We start from the raw sequence: 21964 nt of genomic DNA on the forward strand, positions 1-21964 counted from the left end.
AGGAAAAAGAAGTACGCCTAGTCGTTTCGTCCGTTAGCAGGCGGGTGCACTTTGGCGAATGTTTCAATAATTTCGCGCACTACTTTACGCTGGGCAGCGGGAAGCTCCCTGTAGAGTGCCAGCAATTGGCGCTCTTCACTGGTAGATGAAACGTCCCAACTTGCGGAAGGTTCGCTGACCGTATAAGCGGTGCTGGCGCCGTAGCGCAAGTGGTGCGGATCGACTAACAGCCAGCGAGCCAACACCTGGAGCTTATCCTGACTGGGGATTGAGTCACCGCGCAGCCAGCGCCTAACGGCCTGGAACGTGATCGGCTTTCCCCAGTAACGCAGGTTAAATTCCCGTTCTAGCACTGACGGTCGCGGTTCGTAACCGGCTGCTTCTAGCGCCGCTTTCAGACGTTCGGCGAACATGATTTTTTCATTCATGCCGCCAATGTGAAGCGATTGTTCAATAATAGTTGAATAACGGTTCACCTTTTGATTGAATCATTAATTCAATTTTGAGCTTTCGCTTAGCCGAAGCGGGCGAGTGGCTATGCTAAACGCTGAAGCGCGGCGCTTGAGGAGTCATTCAGGATGAGTGGCACACTATCTCCATCGGTGCAAAATATTGACCACCTGTGTCATGAGCTGGCATTACTCTGCAGCTCGGCCACTCCTCTTGAGCTTTTTGAGCTGCTGGCAAAAATGCTGCACTCGCTCACACAGGCTAAACCGATCACGCTTTATCGTCGCTTGAGCTCAGGCAATCTCCGCTTGGCATACTGCTACCCGATGGAAAGTACCCTGACCTCTCATTCCCCCCTGCTCGCTATTCGTTGTTACGACGACCTAGCGGCTTCAGAACTGCAACTTTATGAGCTAAATGGCGAACATGGCGTGTGGGGCTATATTGGGCATCCCCCTGCGGTCGACGCTGGACCAGGCAAATGGATTCAGTTGCTCATCGATATTGCGTCCCAACGCTTACGCTTGTTAAAAGCAGAGCGCATGGCCGCTCGCCAGTCAGGTTTAAAGTCGCGCCGCAAGCTGCTATCACGAGATATTAAACGCCTGACGTCCATCGATGGTATTTTGCAGCATCATGGTGCCAGTTGGTGCGATATTTTTCAGGCTGAGGGTATCGCACTGACGTATCAGGGCGATCTACACTGCTTTGGCGAATGTCCCTCCAAGCACCAGTTATTTCATCAGCTACAGCAGTTGAACCAACAGAACGCCCATGACGAAATCGCCGAGCTAACTGGCAGTTGCCAAGGAGGCTTGGCGGCCCCGCTCAGCGTTGCGAATGCTTCATTGGGTTGGTTACTGCTGTTTCGTCAACAGCCGCTACACCCCACCTTGGCTGCGGATGTAACGCTTCAAGACGCCTTGAGTTATTGGATGCCACTGGAAGCCGCTATGATGATTGAGCTGGCCGATGATTTGGCAGTGGCTATTACAGCCCAGGAGGTCGTTCGCCTCAATCGCCAGTTAACCAAAACTAATCAACGCCTTGAGGGCCTGGCCCATACCGATCCTTTAACGAAATGCTGGAATCGTTACTACACCGAGCTAGTGATTGAGGATTTGCTCGATTCGTCAGTCAGTTTCGCCATGTTGATGTTTGATATTGATGATTTTAAAAATATTAACGATACCTATGGGCATGCAGTAGGCGACGACATCTTGCGTGATATGGCACATTTAGTGCAGAAATCGTTGCGAGATGATGACCATCTTGGCCGCTGGGGAGGCGAAGAGTTCGTCGTCATCACCAAGGGACATGACCAAGATGCCAGCCTAGCCCTGGCTAACCGGCTTTGCCGCAATGTGGAACAACACACTTTCGCCACCGCTGACCAATTAACGATTAGTATCGGCCTAACCCTTGTGCAGCCCGGTGACCAGCCCCGCCAACTATTTGAGCGGGCGGATCGAGGCATGTATCTGGCCAAGATGGCGGGTAAAAATCGGGTCATTATTTGCTAATCACCCAACAGCACACAGTTTTCGAATAGGCGATGCCCATGCAGCGGTTATTACTGATTGGTGCGGGCCATGCCCACGCCTTTGTACTCGAAGCCTTTGCCCTCCAGCCGGAACCCAACATCGCGATTACCGTGGTGAGCGATAGTCCGTTAGCGGCTTACTCAGGCAGCGTGCCCGCGTGGCTGGCGGGAGAGTGCACGCTGCGCGAGACGCAAATCAACGTGGCTGCGTTATGCCAACGGGCCAACGCTCGATTGATTCTTTCCCCAGCTAAAACTATTAACACGCTACTACGCCATGTGGCGCTGGAGAATGGCGAGCAGGTTAATTTTGATGTGGCCTCCTTCAATATCGGCTCGACCCTGACGCTCCCCCAGCAGCACGGAGAGCAACTCCCCAAGCTACTCGCCATGCGCCCATTAAGCAGCTTGCACCAGCGCTGGCAGGCACTGCAGAACGAAATTAGCCATTTACCTGACGGCGGCACCCAACGGGTGATGGGCGTTGGCGGAGGCGCCGCAGGCTGTGAAACGCTAATGAGCGTACTGGCCCAGTTGCGCCAACAGCGCCCGGATATTGAGTGGCAGGGGCATTTGCTCAGCGCTGCTAACGAACTGCTGCCGGATGCCGGGCGCTTACCACGCTGGCTAATAAAGCGTGCGCTCTCCAAAGCAGGTATCTCCGTTCACTTTGAGCAACGCGGAGAAACACTGATTGCAGGCGGCGTCGCAACCCATGATGATAAACGCCTCGATGCGGATATCGTGCTATGGGCAACCGGCGCGGTTGGCCACCCTTGGCTTGAGGACACCGCGCTGCCGTTGGACAAACACGGTTTTATCCGCGTAGAGAACACGCTGGAAGTCACAGGCCAGCCGAGTGTTTTTGCCGTTGGCGACTGTGCAGGTTTGACCCCGGCGCTGCCCAGCGCAGGGGTTTATGCGGTGCGTATGGGTCCGCACTTGGCAAACAACCTACGCCGCGCCTGCCACGGTGAGCCACTATCCCCCTGGCAGCCMCCCAAACGCGTATTGGCACTGATTGGTACCGGCGACGGCCGCGCCATTGCCAGCCGCGGCGCCCTTGGCCTTTCAGGCAAATGGGTATGGGAATGGAAAAAGCGCATTGATGCGCGCTTTATTGCCCGTTTCAATCCGCCTTTTGAGGACTGACTGTCCGTTAGTTTCCTTCGCGCCAACCGCCTAATACTCGGCTGTCTGGGCCAAAAAAGACCAAGCGATCATGGTCGATCAAGTAACGATAGGCGCTCTCCAACATATTCGTCACTCGCTGAGCGTCTTCCATTTTAGGGCACGCCATGCGCGTGGTGGCCAGTTCGCTAAATTCAATGCGTTGGTTCTCGCCGAGCGTTACCTCGCCGGTAAAACGGTTACAGCCATCGTGGCCGGTGACGCTTCCATTCGGTGAAATCTGGAAAAAGGCTGCTTCCGGCATCGACAACCTTTCATCGGTGCCCACTAACAGCAGGTTCCAACGTTGATCGACGATAGCACCCGAGAGCGAGGAGCCACTTGGGCCGTCTTGCGGTACCGAGCTTGGTCCAGGCGCACTGCTACACGCACTTAACAGCAGTGCAGCCGAGGCTAACAGTGGCAGTAAACGCCAACCTTTCATGGTCATGGTGATCTTTCCCTTGTTTAACGATTACCGGCTAGTTCTTAACAATAGTTCTTAACAACGGTTCTTAACAACAGTTTTTAACACCAAGCTCTTACCAGCTACCGCTGTTTTCCATTGAGGCCCAGGGCTCTTGCGGTGCCAAGGCATCGCCCTTCTGCAGCAGTTCAACAGAGATGCCATCGGGCGATTTCACAAACGCCATATGGCCATCACGGGGCGGGCGATTAATCGTCACGCCGTTGTCTTTAAGGTGCTGGCAGAGCGCATAAATGTCGTCCACCCGGTAAGCCAGGTGGCCAAAATTACGCCCGCCAGTGTACTCTTCAGGATCCCAATTATAGGTCAGTTCTAATTCTGGTGCGGTCAGCCGCTCCGAGCGCGGCTCATCTGCTGGCGCGGCCAGGAATACCAGCGTAAAGCGCCCTTTCTCATTCTCTTTACGGCGCACTTCTTTAAGCCCCAGCAAATCGCAGTAAAAACGCAGCGAAGCATCTAGGTCACTGACACGCACCATGGTATGTAGATATTGCATATCAACTCCTGAGAGAAAAAAACGTCCTAGTCATACTTTACAAAAACGTGACAGCGGAAATAAATCGCTGCAACGCTGTATAATTAAATAATACCCTTTATCTTAGCTGGGTTTACCCGTCGGAGAAACCTGTGGATTCAGTCACTCAAGCCGCGCTTGGCGCAGCCATTGGCGGTGCCGTATTGGGCAAGCGCTTAGGGCGCAAGGCCATTCTAATCGGCGCCGTACTGGGCACCCTGCCCGATCTTGATGTAGCGTTGGACTATGGCGATGCTGTAGCCAATGTCACTGAGCATCGAGGCTTTAGCCATTCGCTTTTTGTGCTCACCGGGTTAGCTACCCTATTGGCGCTGCTGTGCACGCGATTTGCTCCCGCAAAAGATATCAGCCTGCCCCGCTGGTGGAGCTTCTTTACGCTAATACTGATCACCCATCCACTGCTCGACGCGCTCACCACGTACGGCACTCAACTGCTTTGGCCGCTTGATCTGTCCCCATCGGCATGGCCGATTATTTTTATAATCGACCCGCTCTACACCCTTCCGTTACTGATTGCGATTGGGGTTGCACTGGTATCACAGCGAGTAATGAAGGCGTGCGCTTGGGGATTAGCGATCACTTGTGTTTACCTCATGATGGCCGCTGGGGCTAAGTTAACGGTGGAGCAACGCCTTGCCCCGGCACTGGCGGAGCAGGGGCTGGAGGAAGCTCCCCTACTGATACAGCCAACGCCGTTTAACATTGTGCTATGGCGTGCCACGGTCATGGGCGAGGATCGTTATTATGAAAGTCTGGTGAGCGTGTTCGACAGTGACCGGCAACCACGTCTTGAGCCGCTGGTTAGTAACCCTGAATTGGCGGAGTATGCCCTGGCCAGCCAGCAAGGGCAGCGCTTAACGTGGTTCACGGGGCCTTTCCTGCGCTATGAAACACGACTTCTGGACGGAAAAGAGACGCTGATCGCCACCGATATTCGGCTCGGCTTCCCTGGTTTTCATCCGTTTAGCTTTACCCTGGCAACGCTTGAAAGTGATCGCTGGCACCCGCTGGCGGTGAGCGAACAAGTGGAGAGTACCCGCGGTATTCAGTTGGAAACACTATCACGGCTTGCCGCTCGCGCCACTGGCAACACCTCAGCCCTTTGCGCCAGCGACTTTGTGCCGCCAGAGTGGCGGGCCGAGCGTATTGTCTATCGTTGCTGAGCTAGCTCTTTATGAGATTCGGCTAGGGGGCAATACCTTGGCCGCAGCCACTATATTGCTCGCCGCCATAGGTTAGCGTAACGCGGGCGGGAAAAGGCTTTCCGCTCATATTGTCAAAGCAGGCACCGGCCTCAATGCGCACGCGGAAAAAAGGCTCCACATCGGCGTTTTCAATCACAACCCGACCTGCGTCGTTGTCCATCACGCTAACCATATAGGGCAGTTGAAGACGCTCTTCCCCATAGTTCGTCTCCATCGTCAGCGTGGGCGTGTCATTCGCTAGCGCAACCGTCCAGCCCGGCTCATTGCCCTGGCCAAAAAACATTACMCCGGGCTTCTCGGTTCGAGTTAAGGCATCACGCTGCTCAGCCTGCGAACACTTCAGCTGCCCCCGCGGCGTTTCCACTAGCGCCTTGTCACCCCGGTTCCAGAAGCTAATCTCACCGTCTTGATAGCGCGCGCCGCTGGCCACGATCGCCTGGGGGAGCCGCCATGCGCCGTGCAGCGACCATAGACGTAGGTCGTTGGCATTGGTCGCGGTCACTAAGTTCTGTTGTGCAGGCTCACATTGCCAAGCGGTAAATTGGGAGGCTGAGCCAGGGAATAGCGCCGAGGGCAGAAAAGGCGCTCGGTTATCCAGCGTTGCTTGGTTAGCGGCGGCAGTTTCTTTAGAGGCTATTGTTTCTGCGGAGGGGGTTGCTGCGCAGCCCCCGAGCACCGCCATCACACCGGCAGCGGCGATGGCACCACCCCATGTTTTTAACGTATTCATACATCGTGCTCCCTGTAAAAATGCTGCTATTGCCTACTGAGCGGCTTACCCACGTTTGAACGCCTGCAGGTCATGCGTATCAATACTCTCGACCTGCGGGGGTAACTCCAGCTCTTCGCGTTTGATTTTAACCTGCATTTTTTCCGCTAGCCGTTCGGCGTCGTCGTCGGTGGTGCGCCCGTTAAGCTCCGCCAACTGTGCCATGCCCTGATGATAGAAAGTGAGTAAATCCAACGCCGTACGGTTGTTCTCTTCCACCGCTTTGCGCAGTTGCGAAAGGTAGCCACTGACTTGCGATAGGTGATGTTTTAGCTGCCAGACGTAGCGAACCTCCGTCATCCATGGGCGCTCGCGCAGCACGGCAAATAACGCACTGGTGGCCAATAACCCAAGCAGCACGCCGAGGGCGTTGAGCCATAGGCTACTGCCAAAGGKGGAGGTAAGGAGCATTGAGAATAGGAGGCCAAAAATAATCAGTTGCCCCGCCATGGCAAAGCTGATCATTCGGGCTTTGCGGCGGTAGGTCTCGGGATCGTGATGTTCTAGGGTAAATACCATGGCCAGCCTCATTATCGCTGCAAACGCCCTATGATACGGGGCTGGCCAGGGCAAACAAGTAATAGCGTTTACAAATGCAATTACGCCAAACGCTCCGCGGCCGTTTTAAGTAAGTGTTCGGTCGTTTCCCAGCCCACGCAGGCATCGGTGACCGATACGCCGTAGCGCATGGCACCAGGCTTGAGCGGCTGTTTGCCCTCGAACAAATGGCTTTCCAGCATCAGCGCTACCAGGTTAGCTTCGCCCGCCTGACGCTGCGCCAACACATCCAGCATCACTTCACTCTGGCGGCGATGATCTTTACGCGCATTGGCATGGCTGCAATCCACCATCAGCCGTGGGTTTTGCCCGGCGTTACGCAACGCAGTAGTGGCTGCCCGCACATGGTGACTCTGGTAGTTGGGCTCACCGTGACCGCCGCGCAGCACCACGTGGGTGTGCGGGTTACCCGTGGTTTGCTGAACAACCGGGTGGCCGTGAGGATCTACCGCGAAACGCTGGTGCGGGTGGGCCGCCGCACTCATGGCATCAATCGCCACTTGCACATCGCCGCTGGTGGCATTTTTAAAGCCCACCGCTGCTAGCAAGTCACTGGCCAGTTCACGGTGCAACTGCGATTCGGTGGTGCGCGCGCCAATCGCTACCCAGCTCAGTAAATCATCCAAGTAAGGCGCCAGCATCGGCTGCAAAAGCTCGGTGGCCACCGGCAGGCCGCGGGCGGCTACCGCATGCATGAGTTCACGGGAGAGCGCCAAACCGCGGGGCATATCGCCGCTGCCATCTAAGCCTGGGTCGTAGGCCAGCCCTTTCCAGCCCACGGTGGTGCGCGGTTTTTCAACGTAGACGCGCATCACCGGCAAAATGTGCTCGCTCACTTCTTCACTGAGTGCGGCTAGGCGGTCGGCGTATTCAAGTGCTGCGTCTGGGTCATGCACGGAGCAGGGACCCACCACAACCAGTAAGCGATTATCGTGACCGCTCAAAATCTGTTGGACGGCGTGGCGTTGGCGGGCAACCTGCTCACTCAGCGAGTCACCTAACGAGATATGCTGATGAAGCTGGGCAGGGGTTGGCAGCCGCTGTGTGGAAGAGTTGGCTTCCGGCATAGGCCGTAGGCTGGCGTGGGCCGTGTTTACAACAGGGTTGTTTACAACAGTGCTGATAGGCGCATTCATGATCAATTCTCCGCAAGCGTACATCGTTTAACTAGGTGACCACCCAGGCGTACGCGGTCGGAGGTGGCAGCTAGCACCGACCGCGCGTCGCTAAATCGCCAGCTATAGCCGTAACCCACAAAATAGGTAGCGAAAGCGTTAGTCAGTGCGCGATAGATCATGATGCTGCTCCTTGATGAAATAATAATGAAAACTCACTAAGCCCAACAATAGCCATGTTTCACAATACAAGGCCCAAAAACGCCAGAAGCCCCGGCGGGGTTACCGACCGGGGCTTCTGTGCTTGCGGCAGGCAACCGAGTGGTGTGCCTGGTGGCGCGACGTTAGGCGTCGGCCAGGGGCACACCGTGGCTAAACCAATACCCATAAAACGCAAAGCCACCAGCCAATTCTGGCTGTGGGTTTACTATATGTGGGGTGGTTAGTCGCTGCATGCCCATATTCCGTTAGATTCTGTTAGTTCCGCTGGCAATCCCTAGCCCAAGTAAATCGTCTGATAGGGCTGCCGCCATGGCGTTGAGGTTTTATCCTGCCTGCAAGCGCTGCAAATGGCAACACTCAACCGCTAAAAGCTTGCACCCAACCAATAGTAGCGGGCAGCGCGCTCATACTTACCAGCACCACCAAGCCTAGAAAGATGGACAGGAAACCAGAATCGTCTTTAAAGTTTTCGTCGTGTTGGGCCATGTTAGCCTCCTTTTTTTTATCAACACTATATCAGGGGGGAAGTAGCCAAAATCTGAGGCCATATTAAGTAGATCGAGGTGCGTAGGCAAACACATCCGAAAACACTCGCTCTAGTTTAGTGCCTTTTGCATCCAGCGCATCCAGGCAGGCATAGACCATGTTGGGCGACCCCGAGATATACACGTCGTGGGTGTCTGGTGTGATATCGGCGCTTTTTAATACTTGGTCAACACGCCCCAGGTGATGGGTGATCCGCTCTCCGGCCGCCAACGGCTCTTCTAAAGGTGATTCGGTCACCGCATGAAAGCAGACGTTAGCATGGGTTTGCGCCCAGTGGCTGGCCAGTTGCTCTAAATAGAGATCGCGGTGCTCACGGGCCGCCCACCAGAGTGAAATCTCTCGCTCCGGCTGTTCGTGCAGCACCGCTTCAATGATGGCTTTCATCTGCGAAAACCCCGTACCTGCAGCAATCAGCAGTAGCGGCCTTTCACTCTCGCTATCAAGCACACACTCACCGCCGGGCAGACGCAGTGTGAGCTGGTTGGCGACCTGTAGCAGTTCACGCAGCCGCGCTGAGTTATCACGCTCCGGCCAGTGCTGAATATGCAGCTCGATCACGCCATTGCTGCGATCTGCACTGGCGATCGAAAACGGCACCCAGGTTGTATCGTCCAGCTTAAGCTCTAAATATTGCCCCGGCGCATGCTGCATGGCTTCGGGGCGCCCGGCTAGCGTCACACCAAACACGTCCGGGTTTAAGTTCTCAACCTCGGTGACTTGGCACGTCAACGTCCTTGCACTCATGAAAGCCTCTTTTAACAAATTCGGTCAGCGATACGCTGCATGATCCACTACTGAATTAACCGCATCAAAGGCGAGGGGGCGGTAGCTCAAGGCCAATACCCAGCGCTTCCCAACGCTCATCCACGCGCGCTTTAACGGCATCGTCCATCACAATCGGGGTGCCCCATTCGCGGTCGGTTTCGCCTGGCCACTTATTGGTGGCATCGAGTCCCATTTTCGAGCCTAGCCCTGAGACTGGCGAGGCGAAATCGAGATAATCAATCGGGGTATTTTCGACCATCACGGTATCCCGCGCAGGATCCATCCGGGTGGTAATCGCCCAGATCACGTCTTCCCAATTGCGCGCATCCACGTCGTCATCCAGCACAATCACAAACTTGGTGTACATAAACTGGCGCAGGAAGCTCCACACCCCCATCATCACGCGCTTGGCGTGCCCGGGGKACTGCTTCTTCATGGTGACCACCGCCATGCGGTAAGAACAGCCTTCCGGCGGCAGGTAGAAGTCGACAATTTCGGGGAACTGCTTGCACAGAATAGGCACAAAGACTTCGTTGAGCGCCACGCCCAAAATCGCCGGTTCATCCGGCGGACGCCCGGTATAGGTCGAGTGATAAATCGCATCACGGCGCATGGTCATCCGCGTGATGGTAAATACCGGAAAGTGGTCGACCTCGTTGTAKTAACCGGTGTGATCGCCAAAGGGGCCTTCCGCCGCCATATCATCTGGGTAGATAAAGCCTTCGAGGATAATCTCGCTGGACGCAGGCACATCCAGGTCGGCGTGGCCGCACTTGACCAACTCGGTACGCGAACCGCGCAGCAGACCCGCAAAGGCGTACTCCGAGAGCGAATCCGGCACCGGAGTAACCGCACCCAGAATCGTCGCCGGGTCGGCGCCAAGCGCCACAGCGACCGGGAAAGGCTCGCCAGGATGGGCTTTTTGAAACTCAAGAAAGTCCAGCGCGCCGCCGCGATGGGAGAGCCAGCGCATAATCAGGCGGTTTTTGCCGATTTTCTGCTGACGGTAAATGCCCAGATTCTGACGCTTCTTATGCGGCCCTTTGGTAATCACCAGCGGCCAGGTGACCAGCGGCGCCGCATCGCCCGGCCAGCAGTGCTGAATCGGCAGCAGGCCAAGGTCGACCTCGTCGTCTTCATACACCACTTCTTGCACCGGTGCATGCTTGACGTTTTTCGGCCCCATGCTGAGCACTTGCTTGAAGATCGGTAGCTTGTCCCAGGCGTCTTTCAAGCCTTTGGGCGGGTCAGGCTCTTTGAGAAACGCCAACAGCTTACCCACTTCTCGTAGCGCTTCCACCGAGTCTTGACCCATGCCCAGCGCCACCCGTTTAGGCGTACCAAACAGGTTGCCAAGCAGCGGCATGTCGTGGCCTTTGACGTTTTCAAACAGCAACGCCGGGCCACCGGCACGCAGGGTGCGGTCGCAAATTTCGGTGATTTCCAGATAAGGATCGACTTCGACGGAGATACGCTTGAGCTCACCCTGCGCTTCAAGCGCTGCGATGAACTCGCGCAAGTCTTTATACTTCAAGGCACGCTCCCTGGCTGGCAAGTGCGCCGCCTTAGCGGCGCTTCATCGCTTCAAAGAACTCAAGATTGGTCTTGGTATCTTTCAGACGGTCGATCAGGAATTCAGTGGCGGCGGTGTCTTCCATCGGATTAAGCAGCTTACGCAGAATCCACATGCGCTGCATTTCATCCTCAGAAGCCAGCAGGTCTTCACGACGGGTGCCGCTGCGACGGATATTGATTGCCGGGAATACGCGACGCTCTGCCAGTTTGCGGTCCAGATGGGCTTCCATATTACCGGTACCCTTGAACTCTTCGAAGATGACTTCGTCCATCTKGGAGCCGGTATCGACCAGCGCCGTGGCGATAATCGTCAAGCTGCCGCCCTCTTCGATGTTACGCGCCGCACCAAAGAAGCGTTTCGGCTTTTCAAGGGCGTGGGCATCGACACCACCGGTAAGTACTTTGCCGGAGCTAGGTACCACGGTGTTGTAGGCACGCGCTAGTCGGGTAATCGAGTCAAGCAGGATGACCACGTCTTTCTTGTGCTCAACCAAGCGCTTGGCTTTCTCGATCACCATTTCGGCCACTTGCACGTGACGCGCAGGCGGCTCATCGAAGGTCGACGCCACTACTTCGCCACGCACGGTGCGCGACATTTCGGTCACTTCCTCAGGGCGCTCATCGATCAGCAGTACGATCAGATGACACTCTGGATTGTTGCGCGTAATGGAAGTCGCGATGTTTTGCAACATCAGCGTTTTACCCGCCTTGGGCGGCGATACCAGCAAACCACGTTGGCCTTTACCGATCGGCGCGGTTAGATCGATGATCCGCGCGGTAAGGTCTTCCGTGGAGCCGTTMCCGATCTCCATACGCATACGATCGTCTGGGAACAGCGGCGTTAAGTTCTCAAACAGGATCTTGTGCTTGGCATTTTCCGGACGGTCAAAGTTAATTTGACTGACCTTCAGCAGGGCGAAGTAGCGCTCACCCTCCTTCGGCGGACGGATTTTGCCGGAAATGGAGTCACCCTTGCGCAGATTGAAACGGCGGATCTGCGAAGGCGATATGTAGATATCGTCGGGACCGGCGAGATAGGAGCTGTCAGCGCTACGCAGGAAGCCGAAGCCATCCTGAAGAATTTCCAGCACACCGTCGCCGTAAATATCCTCGCCACTTTTGGCGTGTTTTTTAAGGATGGCGAAAATGATGTCCTGCTTGCGCGAACGGGCCAAGTTATCAATACCCATTTCACGGGCGATATCGAGGAGCTCGGGAACGGTTTTTTGCTTGAGTTCAGTGAGATTCATCGGTGTGTTAGAAAGTTGCTCATGGAAGCTGGGCGCCAGGCGCCGGGAGTATGACAGGAGGCGTGAAAGTGACGCCGTGTGATGCGTTCAGACCCCGGTAAAGGCACGCGCTCGAAGATGAAAGGAACTGGGTTGGACTTAACTAACAACGCTGTAGCTTGTCATCATTAAGACTCAACTCGAGGGTGCTAACAGTTGTTTAATCTGGTTCCCACAGGAGAGTGGTTGAACCAGTGGGCTATCTGACGACTTGGAATTCTGGCTGACGCTAACGGGACAACAGTGAGTAACGTCTGGGGCGACCAAGGTGCCGTACTTGAGCAACGCATGCAAGATTTTTTATCTGAACGTCAGTTACCTAAACGGCAGTCATCTCAACAGCGAAGCACTTGTGGACACACTAACTAACCAGGTCAGATCAGGCCAGTAGCTCGATGGTAGTCAAGCGCCGCGATAAACGCAAGCCTTTGGCAATTGACAATAGATAAAGGTCGCCGCAACCTTGGCACAGCCAACACCAAGGAATGCTCATGCCCACGGATATTTCGCCCCCCATTGCCACCTCTGCCGCCGAGGCAGACAGCGGTGCACCGCAGCGCTTAGCCGCTATTGACCTGGGCTCCAACAGCTTTCACCTACTGGTGGCCAACTACCAGCATGAACGCCTTCAGGTGGTGGCCCGCTTGGGTGAAAAGGTGCAGCTAGCCGCGGGTTTGGACGATGACGGCCTGCTCAGCGAAGAGGCGATGCAGCGCGCGTTGGACTGCCTGGGGCGCTTTGCGCCGTTTTTAAGCGACATTACCCACGCTAATTTACGCATCGTAGGGACTAATGCACTGCGCGATGCCGATAATAGCCAAGCGTTTATCGAGCGCGCCGAGGCCCAGTTAGGCCATGCCATCGAAATTATTGCCGGTCGCGAAGAGGCCCGGCTGATTTATTTAGGCGCCGCCCACGCTCTGGCCGAAAATGGCCGCCGCTTAATCGTCGACATTGGCGGCGGTTCGACCGAATTTATTATCGGCGAAGCTTTCGAGCCCAAAGCGCTGGAAAGCTTGCGCATGGGCTGCGTGACTTTTTCCCGACGTTTCTTCGCCGACGGTGAATTAAACGAAAAACGCATGCGCCGTGCTGAGTTAGCTGCGCTCTCAGAACTGGCCAATATTCAGCGACCCTACCAACGCCTAGGGTGGGACGACCCGGTTGGCTCCAGCGGCACAATTAAGGCTGCCGCCAGCGTATTGCATGCTTACGGCGACACCCCCCACGAAGGCGTTATCACCCGTGACGGTTTGAAGCAGCTGCGCGAACGGCTGCTGAAGTGTAAGCAGCTGGATAAAGTCGTGCTGGATGGACTCAAAGCCGACCGGGCCAAAGTCTTCCCGGCAGGTATTGCCATTCTTGGGGCGATTTTTGAAGCCTTCGATTTAACTCAAATGCGCTATGCGGATGGCGCCCTGCGTGAAGGCGTGCTCTACGACATGGCCGGGCGTAACACAGCAGAAGATTCTCGCTCCAAGAGCCTGGAGTCGCTCAAACGCACCTACGATGTGGATACGCGCCAAGGGCTCAACGTCGCCGACACCGCCGAGCGCCTGTTCGACCAGGTGCACCAGGTGTGGTCACTAAGCCCTGAACAAGGGCGCTACTTGCAGTGGGCATGCTTGGTGCATGAAATCGGCCTGGCGATCTCCCACAGCCAGTTCCATCGCCACGGCGCCTACCTGCTGGAGCACTCTGACCTGGCCGGTTTTTCACGCCCTGAACAGCGCCAACTGGCGTTTTTAGTGCGTGCCCACCGGCGCAAATTTCCGCTCAAGGAGTGGCAGGCCCTGCCCGAGGCGCAGCAAGCGTCTACCCAGAAGCTCGCCCGGCTGCTGCGCTTAGCCGTACTGCTCAACCATTCGCGTCCTGAAGTCGCCCCGCCGCTACCCGAGATTAGCGCTGACAGCCATAGCCTGACGCTCACCCTGCCTGCCAGCGATGAACCCACTCTGTTGAGCACCGACTTGGAGCAGGAGCAGGCGTTTATGGAAGCTGCAGGGTTTAAGCTGGTGATTAAACAAGTGAAGTTAAACGGCTAAAGGCGACCCCCTCGGCCTGCCATAGTAGCTTGGCAGGGGGGCAAATGACGCCAATACATGCATCCGCCTGCATAATCACCACCAGCCGCTCGCGTTCCCAGGGCGGCATATCAGCCTCTTGTAACAGCCGCTTAAGATCACGCCGCCCCCGTTTAGGCAATTGAATAACCTCGCCTCCCTGGCGCCAAGTTACCCTCAGCACGTGAGAGTGCGGCTGAGATGATGCCAGCTGCCAGCCTAACGGCCCAACGGGCGTTTCCAGCGGGGCTTGACCATCCCAGCGGGCCTCCCATGGCGGCAGCATTTCAAGCGGTGCGATCAGATAGAGCCGCTGGCGCCACAGGCGCGCCTGGGCGCCCGGCCACTCAACGCACACCTCAGCATCAGCCTTCGCCGTCAGCTGATCCAACAGGCTATCTAAGCGCTTCTGCGGCGGCGTAGGTAAGCCCTGCTGCTGACAGAGAGTGCGCACCAGTAGCCGCTGGCGCGCACGGGAGCGCTGCCTAAGCGCGCTCGCATCTACATGCCCTTCACCGGTGGTGAGCGCTACTAACTCGGCCGCTAAATATTCGCTAAGCACAGCATCTGCTTCACTGGCGTGGGCTGCGCTATTCGCTAAAGCAACGTCGGCGGCGGGCCAGCGCTCACGCAGTGCAGGTAATATCCGGTGACGCAGTCGATTACGGTCAAAGCGAATATCCTGGTTGGTAGGATCTTCGCACCAATTCAACTCAAGCAGACCCGCTGCAGCTTCAAGTTCAGCTCGACGCACGGAGAGCCATGGACGCACCAAGGTAATTCCCTCGGCCTCGCGCAGAAATGGCATGCCCGCCAGGCCACGCAGTCCACTGCCGCGCAGGGCAGCAAGCAGAAAGGTTTCTGCCTGATCATCCTGGTGCTGAGCCAGCCACAGCGTGTCACCAGCGGGAAGCGTTGCCTGAAATGCGGCATAGCGGGCGTTGCGTGCCGCACCCTCGACGCCTTTACCTTGGGCATCCACCGACACGCGAACCACCGTTAGCGGAACGTTCAACCGCACGCAGAGCGTTTTACACTGCTGTTCGAATGCCGCCGCTGCCGCCTGGAGGCCGTGGTTAATATGAAGGGCGCGCAGGGGACGGTCTGCTTGTTCGCAGACGGCTGCGGCTAATGTAAGCAGCAAGCAGGAGTCCAGACCGCCGGAGAGTGCCACCCAAATAGAGCGCCCCGGCGGGGTTTCCGCCAGGGCGTCTTCAAGCAAGCCTTGCAGTAATTTACGCGGCTGGGGCGCCATAGCTCATTAAACGCTTGTAGCGACGCTCTAACAGCGCGTCGGTGTCCATCGCCTGCAGACGTTCCAGGCTGGCGGTTAGCGCCTCTTTGACCCGTTCAGCGGTGGTCAGCGGGTGGCGGTGGGATCCACCCAGCGGCTCTTTAATGAGCGAATCGACAAAACCCAACTCTTTCAGTCGCTCGGCGGTAATGCCCATTGCCTGGGCGGCGTCCGAGGCTTTGGTGGCACTCTTCCACAGAATCGAGGCGCAGCCTTCTGGCGAGATCACCGAGTAGGTGGAGTACTGCAGCATTTGCAGCTCGTCGCAGACACCAATGGCCAGTGCGCCACCTGAACCACCCTCACCCACTACCGTCGAGATAATCGGGGTTTTCAGCCGCGACATAACGGCCAGGTTGTAGGCGATGGCTTCGGACTGACCGCGCTCTTCGGCGTCAATGCCTGGGTAAGCGCCCGGGGTATCGATAAAGGTCAGCACCGGCATTTTAAAGCGCTCAGCCATTTCCATCAGACGGCACGCTTTGCGGTAGCCCTCCGGGCGTGGCATACCAAAGTTACGGCGCACCTTCTCTTTTACATCGCGGCCTTTTTGATGGCCAATGACCATTACCGGTGCATCGTTCAGCCGCGCGATGCCACCGACTAGCGCGGCATCATCGGCGAAGTTGCGGTCGCCGTGCAGCTCGTCAAAGTCGGTAAAGATGTGCTCAAGATAGTCCAGCGTGTAGGGGCGCTGGGGATGCCGTGAAATCTGCGAAACCTGCCAGGGAGTCAAATCCTTGAAGATCGATTCCGTCAGCTTGCGGCTTTTCTCTTCCAGCCGAGCAATCTCGTCAGAAAGGTTCACTTGGCTATCGGAGCTGACTAAGCGCAGCTCCTCAATTTTTGCCTGAAGTTCGGCAATCGGCTGTTCAAAATCGAGATAATTAGGATTCATCGGCGCTGCCTATAAAAAGTAGCCTGATCAAAATAAGCATTGATAAGTAATGAGAGAATAAGCGCATTATCGCACCCTGACCCAGCCACGCAAGTTAGGCTCTCTTTAGCGATAACGGAGCTGAACACCTGCCTGGCCCTGCACATCCCGCAGCGCCAGCAGTAAATCGTCACTAGGCGCCACTTTCCACTCATCGGCAAGCTCGAGCCAGGCAACCGCTGCCGGGTGGCGGTACTGCAGGCGTACCGGCAAACCTTCCTCGTCGCGGTACGGCGTCAAGCTGTCGCGCAGGGTCTCAATTAAACGACCATTGATTTGCCCCGCATCCAGTGCCAGCTCCACCGCCTGACCGTAGCGAATGCGCGCGGTCACCATCGGCGTGACATCCTTGCCGCGCAAGCGCAGGCCGCCGGAAAATTCATCGCTGGAGACTTCGCCCTCAACGATCAATACCTGATCGGCCTCAATCTGACCGCGCAGTTGCTCAAATAGCTCCCCAAACAGCGAAGCTTCAATGCGCCCGGTGCGGTCATCCAGGGTAATAAATGCCATGGTATCGCCGCGTTTGGACTTCATGGTGCGCACGCCGACCACTAGTCCAGCAACGCGCTGGGGGTCGCGAGAGGGTTTTAAATCACTGATCCGAGTCGACACAAAGCGCTTTAATTCGCGCTCGTATTCGTCGATCGGGTGGCCGGTGAGGTAAAGCCCCAGGGTATCTTTCTCGCCTGAGAGTCGCTCGCGGTCGGTCCACTCGCGGGCGTTGATATACTCAGCGTAAACGTTACTGTCGCCTTCACCAGCCCCTTCGTCGGCGCTAAACGCATCACCGAACATATCCAGCATGCCCAGATTCTGGTTAGCGTGGTTCTGGGCGGCGGCTTTTAGCGCGTCTTCCATCGCCGCGAACAGCACCGCGCGATTGGGGCCGATGGTATCCAGCGCGCCGGAGCGAATCAGTGCCTCAAGGGTGCGCTTATTCATCCGCTTGGGGTCGATACGACGACAGAAGTCGAAGATATCCTTAAACGGGCCATCTGCTTCACGTGCTTCGACAATGGCGCCAATGGGGCCTTCGCCCACGCCACGAATCGCGCCTAGCCCATAGACCACCCGCGCATCGGTATCGACGGTAAACTTGTAGCCACCGACGTTGACGTTCGGCGGGGTCACGGTGAGCCTGAGGTTACGACACTCCTCAATCAGCGGTACCACTTTATCCAGGTTGTCCATTTCCGTGGACATAACCGCGGCCATGAAGGGCCCTGGGTAGTGGGCTTTCAGCCACGCGGTTTGGTAAGACACCAGCGCGTAGGCGGCCGAGTGGGACTTGTTAAAACCGTAACCGGCGAATTTTTCCACCAGGTCGAAGATGTTACCGGCCAGGTCTTTATCGATGCCGTTGGCGGCACACCCCTCCATAAAGCCGTCGCGCTGTTTGGCCATCTCTTCGGGCTTTTTCTTACCCATGGCCCGACGCAGCATATCGGCCTGGCCGAGGCTGTAGCCTGCCATGACCTGCGCGATCTGCATGACCTGCTCTTGGTAGAGAATGATGCCGTAGGTAGGCGCCAGCACGGGCTTTAACAGCTCATGCTGGTAATCAGGGTGGGGATAAGAGACTTCGGCCCGGCCGTGCTTACGGTTGATAAAGTCATCAACCATGCCTGACTGCAGCGGCCCGGGTCGGAACAGCGCCACCAGGGCGATCATGTCATCCAGGGAGTCGGGCAGCAGGCGCTTGATCAGTTCCTTCATACCGCGAGATTCAAGCTGGAAGACCGCGGTTGTCTCGGCGCGCTTGAGCATCTCAAAGGTGGGCGCGTCGTCCAGCGGGATGCTCTCGATATTGAGCGGCCCCTGACCATTAACGCTGCGCACCTTATCGACCATCTCCAGCGCCCAGTCGATAATCGTCAGCGTACGCAGGCCCAGGAAGTCAAACTTAACCAGCCCGGCCTCTTCAATGTCGTTTTTATCAAACTGAACGACCAAGCCGGAGCCGTCTTCATCGCAGAGCAGCGGCGAAAAATCGGTCAGCTTGGTGGGAGCGATAACCACCCCACCGGCGTGTTTACCAGTACCGCGAGTGGTGCCCTCTAGTTTGAGCGCCATCTCCCAGATCTCTTCGGCTTCGTCGTCGTTGCCGATAAATTCTTTAAGCGCGGGCTCCTGCTCAATCGCTTTGGCCAGCGTCATGCCCACTTCAAAGGGAATCAGCTTGGAGAGCTTGTCACCCAGCGAATAGGGGCGCCCCTGGGCACGGGCCACGTCACGCACCACCGCCTTGGCCGCCATGGTGCCAAAGGTAACAATCTGAGAAACCGCGTTACGCCCGTAGCGCTCGGCCACGTACTCAATGACTTTGTCGCGTTTCTCCATGCAGAAATCGACATCAAAGTCGGGCATCGAGACACGTTCAGGGTTCAAAAAGCGTTCGAACAGCAGGTCGTAACCAATCGGGTCTAAGTCAGTGATCTTCTGCGCGTAGGCCACTAGCGAACCGGCACCAGAGCCTCGCCCAGGGCCTACCGGTACACGGTTGTCCTTGGCCCACTGGATAAAGTCCATCACGATCAGGAAGTAGCCTGGGAAGCCCATCTGAATAATAACGTTGAGTTCGAACTCCAGCCGGTCGCGGTAGCGCTGGTCGATCGCCTGATACTCTTCGCTGTCGCGAGGGTAGCGCTGTGCAGGAAATAGAAAATCCAACCGCTCGGTTAAACCGTCGTGGGAGACCTTGCGGAAGAACTCGTCCTGGGTCATGCCCTCGGGAATGCCGAACTCGGGCAGGAAAATCTCGCCCAGGCGCACGTTAACGCTGCAGCGTTCGGCAATCATCACGCTGTTTTCCAGCGCTTCAGGAATATCCGAGAACAGCGCCGCCATCTCGTCGGGGCTTTTTAGATACTGCTCTTCGGTGTAGCGGCGTTCGCGGCGCGGGTCATCCAGTGCTTTACCTTCGCCGATGGCGACCCGGGTCTCATGGGCCCAGTAGTCGTCTCGCTCCAGAAAGCGCACGTCGTTGGTGGCTACCACTGGGGTGCCCGTTTCAATGGCCAGCTTGACGCTGGCGTGAACACAGGCCTCTTCCAGCGGGCGCCCAGTACGAATCAGTTCCAGGTAAAAGCGCTCAGGAAACGCTGCCTGCCACTCTTCAAGCAGCACCCGAGCGTCCTGTTCGTGGTCAGACAACAGGTGGCGACCAATCTCGCCCTCCCGTGCGCCGGAGAGCGCAATCAAGCCCTCGCTCTGTTCCAGCACCCACTGTTTATCAAGAATGGCGCGCCCCTGGCGCTGGCCATGGGTCCAGCCCTTGGAGATCAGCTCAGTCAGGTTGCGATAGCCAACATCGTTCATCGCCAGCAGCGTTAGCCGGTAGGGGTGCGACTCGTCATGGGGATTGTGCAGCCATAAATCGCTGCCAATAATCGGCTTCAACCCCGCCCCCTGGGCGGCTTTGTAGAACTTCACCAGGCCGAAAAGGTTGGCTTCGTCGGTCAAGGCCAATGCTGGCATCGCCCGCTCAGCCGTGGTGCTGACCAGCGATTTTAGCTTCACTAAGCCATCGACCAGGGAGTATTCACTGTGCAAACGTAAATGAACGAACGGAACCGTCATGGGACTCTCAGCAAAACGCTAGGTGAAGAAAAAATACGTTAAAGCAGCGCCAACTGGCGCTGCACCGGCGCGAAGCTACGACGATGTTCGGCCAGTGGCCCGTGAGCGGCAAGCGCCGTCAGGTGCTCTTTGGTCGGGTAGCCTTTATGGCGCGCAAAACCATACTCAGGATAGCACTCATCCAAGGCGACCATCTGTGCGTCGCGAGCGACCTTGGCCAAAATCGACGCCGCGGCAATGGCACAGTGGCGTGAATCGCCCTTCACCACGGCCTGGCCAGGCAGCAGATGATCAGGTAATTTGTTGCCATCGACGAGTAGATATTCCGCCGCCGGTGCCAGCGCATCAATGGCACGACGCATGGCCAAGTGGGTGGCGTGGTAAATATTCAACGCATCCACTTCCGCTGCGCTGGCTTCTGCCACGGCAAAGGCCAGCGCCCGCTCGCGAATCTGGCTATCCAGCGCTTCACGTTTGCGCGCCGTCAATTTTTTAGAGTCGGTAAGACCGTTTATTGGCTGCGCGGGGTCGAGAATCACCGCTGCGGCCACCACGCTACCGATCAGCGGCCCTCGGCCTACTTCATCAACCCCCGCCAGCAGCTCGCCGCTGTAGGCAATGTCTAACGTTGGAAAATCCTTGTGCTCGATCAACCAGTGCGCTGTCACCCTATTTTTAATGGCCATCAACAGTCTCCAGCGGCTGTCCCGCGGCCAACAGGCTAATTGCCTCGGCGGCGCGACGGCTGGCGTTACGCTGAAGGGTGGCGTGCATCTGGGCAAAGCGCGCCTCCAGAGCATGGCGGCTATCTTCGTCCGCCAGCATGGCGCTGAGCTGATCGGCAATCGCCTCCGGCGAGGCCGCGTCTTGAATGAGTTCGGGCACCAGCGTTTCCTGGGCAATCAAATTAGGCAGCGATACCCACTGGGTTTTGACCATTCGCTTGGCCAGCCAGTGGGTGGTCGGGGCCATCTTGTAAGCCACCAGCATGCTGCGGTGACACAGCATGGCTTCCAGCGCGGCGGTACCAGAGGCCAGCAGCACGATATCGCTGGCTACCATCGCTTCGCGGGCTTGACCATCCAGCAGCGTAGTACGCTCGGCCAGCTGTGGGTAGTTGGCCAGCAGCGCGCTAATTTCATGGCGGCGATCAGCGGTAGCCGCGGGAATAACCACGTGCAGCGCAGGGTGGCGTTGGCAGAGCTGTGCGGCGGCGGCAAGAAAGGTATCGCCCAGAAAACGAATTTCGTTGGCCCGGGAGCCAGGCAGCAGCGCTAACACCTGCAGATCAGGCGCGAGTTCCAGCGCCTGGCGGGTGGCAACACGGTCATTTTCCAGCGGCATTTCGTCGGCCAGGGGGTGGCCCACAAAAGCGACGGGCACACGATGTTGGCGATAGAAAGCAGCCTCAAAAGGCAGCAGCGTCAGCATGCCATCGACCGACTTAGCGATGCCTTTTACCCGCCCCTGGCGCCACGCCCACACGGAAGGACTCACGTAGTGGGCGGTGGTGATCCCCGCTTCGCGAAGCTGGCGCTCAAGGCCTAGATTGAAGTCAGGTGCATCGATACCCAGCATAATATCCGGCTGCCAAGCTAACGCTTCGGCTTTTAGGGTGCGCCGTACACGGATCAGTTCAGGGAGGTGCTTCAGCACTTCAACCAGCCCCATTACCGCAAGCGTTTCGAGAGGAAAGCGGCTCTCCATGCCTTCCGCCTGCATACGCGGTCCGCCGATACCACGGAACTCGACATCAGGATGGCGAACCTTGAGCTCACGCATCAGACCAGCACCAAGAATATCGCCAGATAGTTCTCCGGCCACGAGGTAGACGCGTTGCAGGGTCATCATTGCAAGAT

General features: G+C 57.0%; 20 protein-coding genes. 4 read left to right on the forward strand and 16 right to left on the reverse strand.

Annotation, left to right across the window (positions count from 1 at the left end):
• Positions 1-17 precede the first annotated feature (17 nt).
• Positions 18-413, reverse strand: a complete 396-nt coding sequence (locus HALO_RS20080; RefSeq protein WP_306448728.1) for a transcriptional regulator — start codon at positions 411-413, stop codon at positions 18-20.
• Between the two features lie 165 nt (positions 414-578).
• Between HALO_RS20080 and HALO_RS20085 the strand changes: the two genes are divergently transcribed.
• Together HALO_RS20085 and HALO_RS20090 are read left to right on the forward strand one after the other, a co-directional pair.
• Positions 579-1973, forward strand: coding sequence for a GGDEF domain-containing protein (locus tag HALO_RS20085; RefSeq protein WP_035576579.1), 1395 nt, complete (start codon positions 579-581; stop codon positions 1971-1973).
• A 32-nt stretch (positions 1974-2005) separates the two neighbouring features.
• Positions 2006-3145, forward strand: a complete 1140-nt coding sequence (locus HALO_RS20090) for an FAD-dependent oxidoreductase (protein WP_035576578.1) — start codon at positions 2006-2008, stop codon at positions 3143-3145.
• 7 nt (positions 3146-3152) lie between these two features.
• On the opposite strand, the gene HALO_RS20095 is transcribed toward HALO_RS20090, so the two are convergent.
• Both HALO_RS20095 and gloA read right to left on the reverse strand, forming a co-directional pair.
• Positions 3153-3614, reverse strand: coding sequence for an META domain-containing protein (locus HALO_RS20095; RefSeq protein ID WP_035576577.1), 462 nt, complete (start codon positions 3612-3614; stop codon positions 3153-3155).
• Positions 3615-3705: 91 nt separating this feature from the next.
• Positions 3706-4146 (reverse strand): lactoylglutathione lyase, encoded by a 441-nt coding sequence (gene gloA / locus HALO_RS20100; RefSeq protein ID WP_035576576.1) that lies wholly within the window; start codon positions 4144-4146, stop codon positions 3706-3708.
• Positions 4147-4277: 131 nt separating this feature from the next.
• Between gloA and HALO_RS20105 the strand changes: the two genes are divergently transcribed.
• Positions 4278-5348 (forward strand): metal-dependent hydrolase, encoded by a 1071-nt coding sequence (locus tag HALO_RS20105; RefSeq protein WP_035576575.1) that lies wholly within the window; start codon positions 4278-4280, stop codon positions 5346-5348.
• 22 nt (positions 5349-5370) lie between these two features.
• Here HALO_RS20105 and HALO_RS20110 read toward each other — a convergent pair whose 3' ends face one another.
• The 8 genes from HALO_RS20110 to rho form a co-directional block, all read right to left on the reverse strand.
• Positions 5371-6120 (reverse strand): MliC family protein, encoded by a 750-nt coding sequence (locus HALO_RS20110; protein WP_035576574.1) that lies wholly within the window; start codon positions 6118-6120, stop codon positions 5371-5373.
• Positions 6121-6165: 45 nt separating this feature from the next.
• Positions 6166-6678 carry a DUF3087 family protein gene (locus HALO_RS20115; RefSeq protein WP_050713937.1) on the reverse strand — a complete coding sequence of 171 codons (513 nt, stop codon included), beginning with the start codon at positions 6676-6678 and terminating at the stop codon, positions 6166-6168.
• 80 nt (positions 6679-6758) lie between these two features.
• Positions 6759-7853: a 3-deoxy-7-phosphoheptulonate synthase gene (locus HALO_RS20120; protein ID WP_035576572.1), complete on the reverse strand. Its 1095-nt coding sequence runs from the start codon at positions 7851-7853 to the stop codon at positions 6759-6761.
• Positions 7854-7855: 2 nt separating this feature from the next.
• On the reverse strand, positions 7856-8014 hold the full coding sequence (locus HALO_RS23235) for a hypothetical protein (RefSeq protein WP_172821689.1): 159 nt from the start codon (positions 8012-8014) through the stop codon (positions 7856-7858).
• Between the two features lie 397 nt (positions 8015-8411).
• Positions 8412-8540, reverse strand: a complete 129-nt coding sequence (locus tag HALO_RS23645; protein WP_261377686.1) for a hypothetical protein — start codon at positions 8538-8540, stop codon at positions 8412-8414.
• Between the two features lie 63 nt (positions 8541-8603).
• Entirely contained in the window at positions 8604-9344 is a 741-nt protein-coding gene (locus tag HALO_RS20125; RefSeq protein ID WP_035576571.1) for an NAD(P)H-flavin reductase, read from the reverse strand.
• 64 nt (positions 9345-9408) lie between these two features.
• The gene (gene ubiD, locus HALO_RS20130; RefSeq protein WP_050713938.1) at positions 9409-10899 is read right to left on the reverse strand and encodes a 4-hydroxy-3-polyprenylbenzoate decarboxylase; all 1491 of its coding nucleotides are present in this window, start codon (positions 10897-10899) and stop codon (positions 9409-9411) included.
• Positions 10900-10930: 31 nt separating this feature from the next.
• A complete protein-coding gene (gene rho / locus HALO_RS20135; protein ID WP_050713939.1) occupies positions 10931-12190 on the reverse strand; it encodes a transcription termination factor Rho in 1260 nt (419 codons plus the stop codon).
• Positions 12191-12720: 530 nt separating this feature from the next.
• Here rho and ppx point away from each other — a divergent pair.
• Positions 12721-14274 (forward strand): exopolyphosphatase, encoded by a 1554-nt coding sequence (gene ppx / locus HALO_RS20140; protein WP_035576569.1) that lies wholly within the window; start codon positions 12721-12723, stop codon positions 14272-14274.
• On the opposite strand, the gene tilS is transcribed toward ppx, so the two are convergent.
• From tilS to lpxB, 5 genes are all read right to left on the reverse strand, one after another.
• On the reverse strand, positions 14249-15547 hold the full coding sequence (gene tilS, locus HALO_RS20145) for a tRNA lysidine(34) synthetase TilS (protein ID WP_035576568.1): 1299 nt from the start codon (positions 15545-15547) through the stop codon (positions 14249-14251). The genes ppx and tilS overlap by 26 nt on opposite strands.
• Positions 15528-16484 (reverse strand): acetyl-CoA carboxylase carboxyltransferase subunit alpha, encoded by a 957-nt coding sequence (locus HALO_RS20150; RefSeq protein WP_035576567.1) that lies wholly within the window; start codon positions 16482-16484, stop codon positions 15528-15530. The genes tilS and HALO_RS20150 overlap by 20 nt, the downstream gene beginning before the upstream one ends.
• Before the next feature lie 105 nt (positions 16485-16589).
• A complete protein-coding gene (gene dnaE / locus HALO_RS20155; RefSeq protein ID WP_035576566.1) occupies positions 16590-20105 on the reverse strand; it encodes a DNA polymerase III subunit alpha in 3516 nt (1171 codons plus the stop codon).
• Between the two features lie 38 nt (positions 20106-20143).
• Entirely contained in the window at positions 20144-20791 is a 648-nt protein-coding gene (gene rnhB, locus HALO_RS20160; RefSeq protein WP_050713940.1) for a ribonuclease HII, read from the reverse strand.
• Positions 20781-21953 carry a lipid-A-disaccharide synthase gene (gene lpxB / locus HALO_RS20165; RefSeq protein ID WP_035583025.1) on the reverse strand — a complete coding sequence of 391 codons (1173 nt, stop codon included), beginning with the start codon at positions 21951-21953 and terminating at the stop codon, positions 20781-20783. The genes rnhB and lpxB overlap by 11 nt, the downstream gene beginning before the upstream one ends.
• Positions 21954-21964 lie beyond the last annotated feature (11 nt).

Source organism: Halomonas sp. R57-5, from assembly GCF_900070345.1.
GTDB classification, from domain to species: Bacteria; Pseudomonadota; Gammaproteobacteria; order Pseudomonadales; family Halomonadaceae; genus Vreelandella; species Vreelandella ventosae_B.

Coding starts and splice junctions, on each gene's coding strand:
- HALO_RS20080 (WP_306448728.1), bottom strand. CDS start 413: ATGTTCGCCGAACGTCTGAAAGCGGCGCTAGAAGCAGCCGGTTACGAA.
- HALO_RS20085 (WP_035576579.1), top strand. CDS start 579: ATGAGTGGCACACTATCTCCATCGGTGCAAAATATTGACCACCTGTGT.
- HALO_RS20095 (WP_035576577.1), bottom strand. CDS start 3,614: ATGACCATGAAAGGTTGGCGTTTACTGCCACTGTTAGCCTCGGCTGCA.
- gloA (WP_035576576.1), bottom strand. CDS start 4,146: ATGCAATATCTACATACCATGGTGCGTGTCAGTGACCTAGATGCTTCG.
- HALO_RS20120 (WP_035576572.1), bottom strand. CDS start 7,853: ATGAATGCGCCTATCAGCACTGTTGTAAACAACCCTGTTGTAAACACG.
- HALO_RS23235 (WP_172821689.1), bottom strand. CDS start 8,014: ATGATCTATCGCGCACTGACTAACGCTTTCGCTACCTATTTTGTGGGT.
- HALO_RS23645 (WP_261377686.1), bottom strand. CDS start 8,540: ATGGCCCAACACGACGAAAACTTTAAAGACGATTCTGGTTTCCTGTCC.
- HALO_RS20125 (WP_035576571.1), bottom strand. CDS start 9,344: ATGAGTGCAAGGACGTTGACGTGCCAAGTCACCGAGGTTGAGAACTTA.
- ppx (WP_035576569.1), top strand. CDS start 12,721: ATGCCCACGGATATTTCGCCCCCCATTGCCACCTCTGCCGCCGAGGCA.
- tilS (WP_035576568.1), bottom strand. CDS start 15,547: ATGGCGCCCCAGCCGCGTAAATTACTGCAAGGCTTGCTTGAAGACGCC.
- HALO_RS20150 (WP_035576567.1), bottom strand. CDS start 16,484: ATGAATCCTAATTATCTCGATTTTGAACAGCCGATTGCCGAACTTCAG.
- dnaE (WP_035576566.1), bottom strand. CDS start 20,105: ATGACGGTTCCGTTCGTTCATTTACGTTTGCACAGTGAATACTCCCTG.
- rnhB (WP_050713940.1), bottom strand. CDS start 20,791: ATGGCCATTAAAAATAGGGTGACAGCGCACTGGTTGATCGAGCACAAG.
- lpxB (WP_035583025.1), bottom strand. CDS start 21,953: ATGACCCTGCAACGCGTCTACCTCGTGGCCGGAGAACTATCTGGCGAT.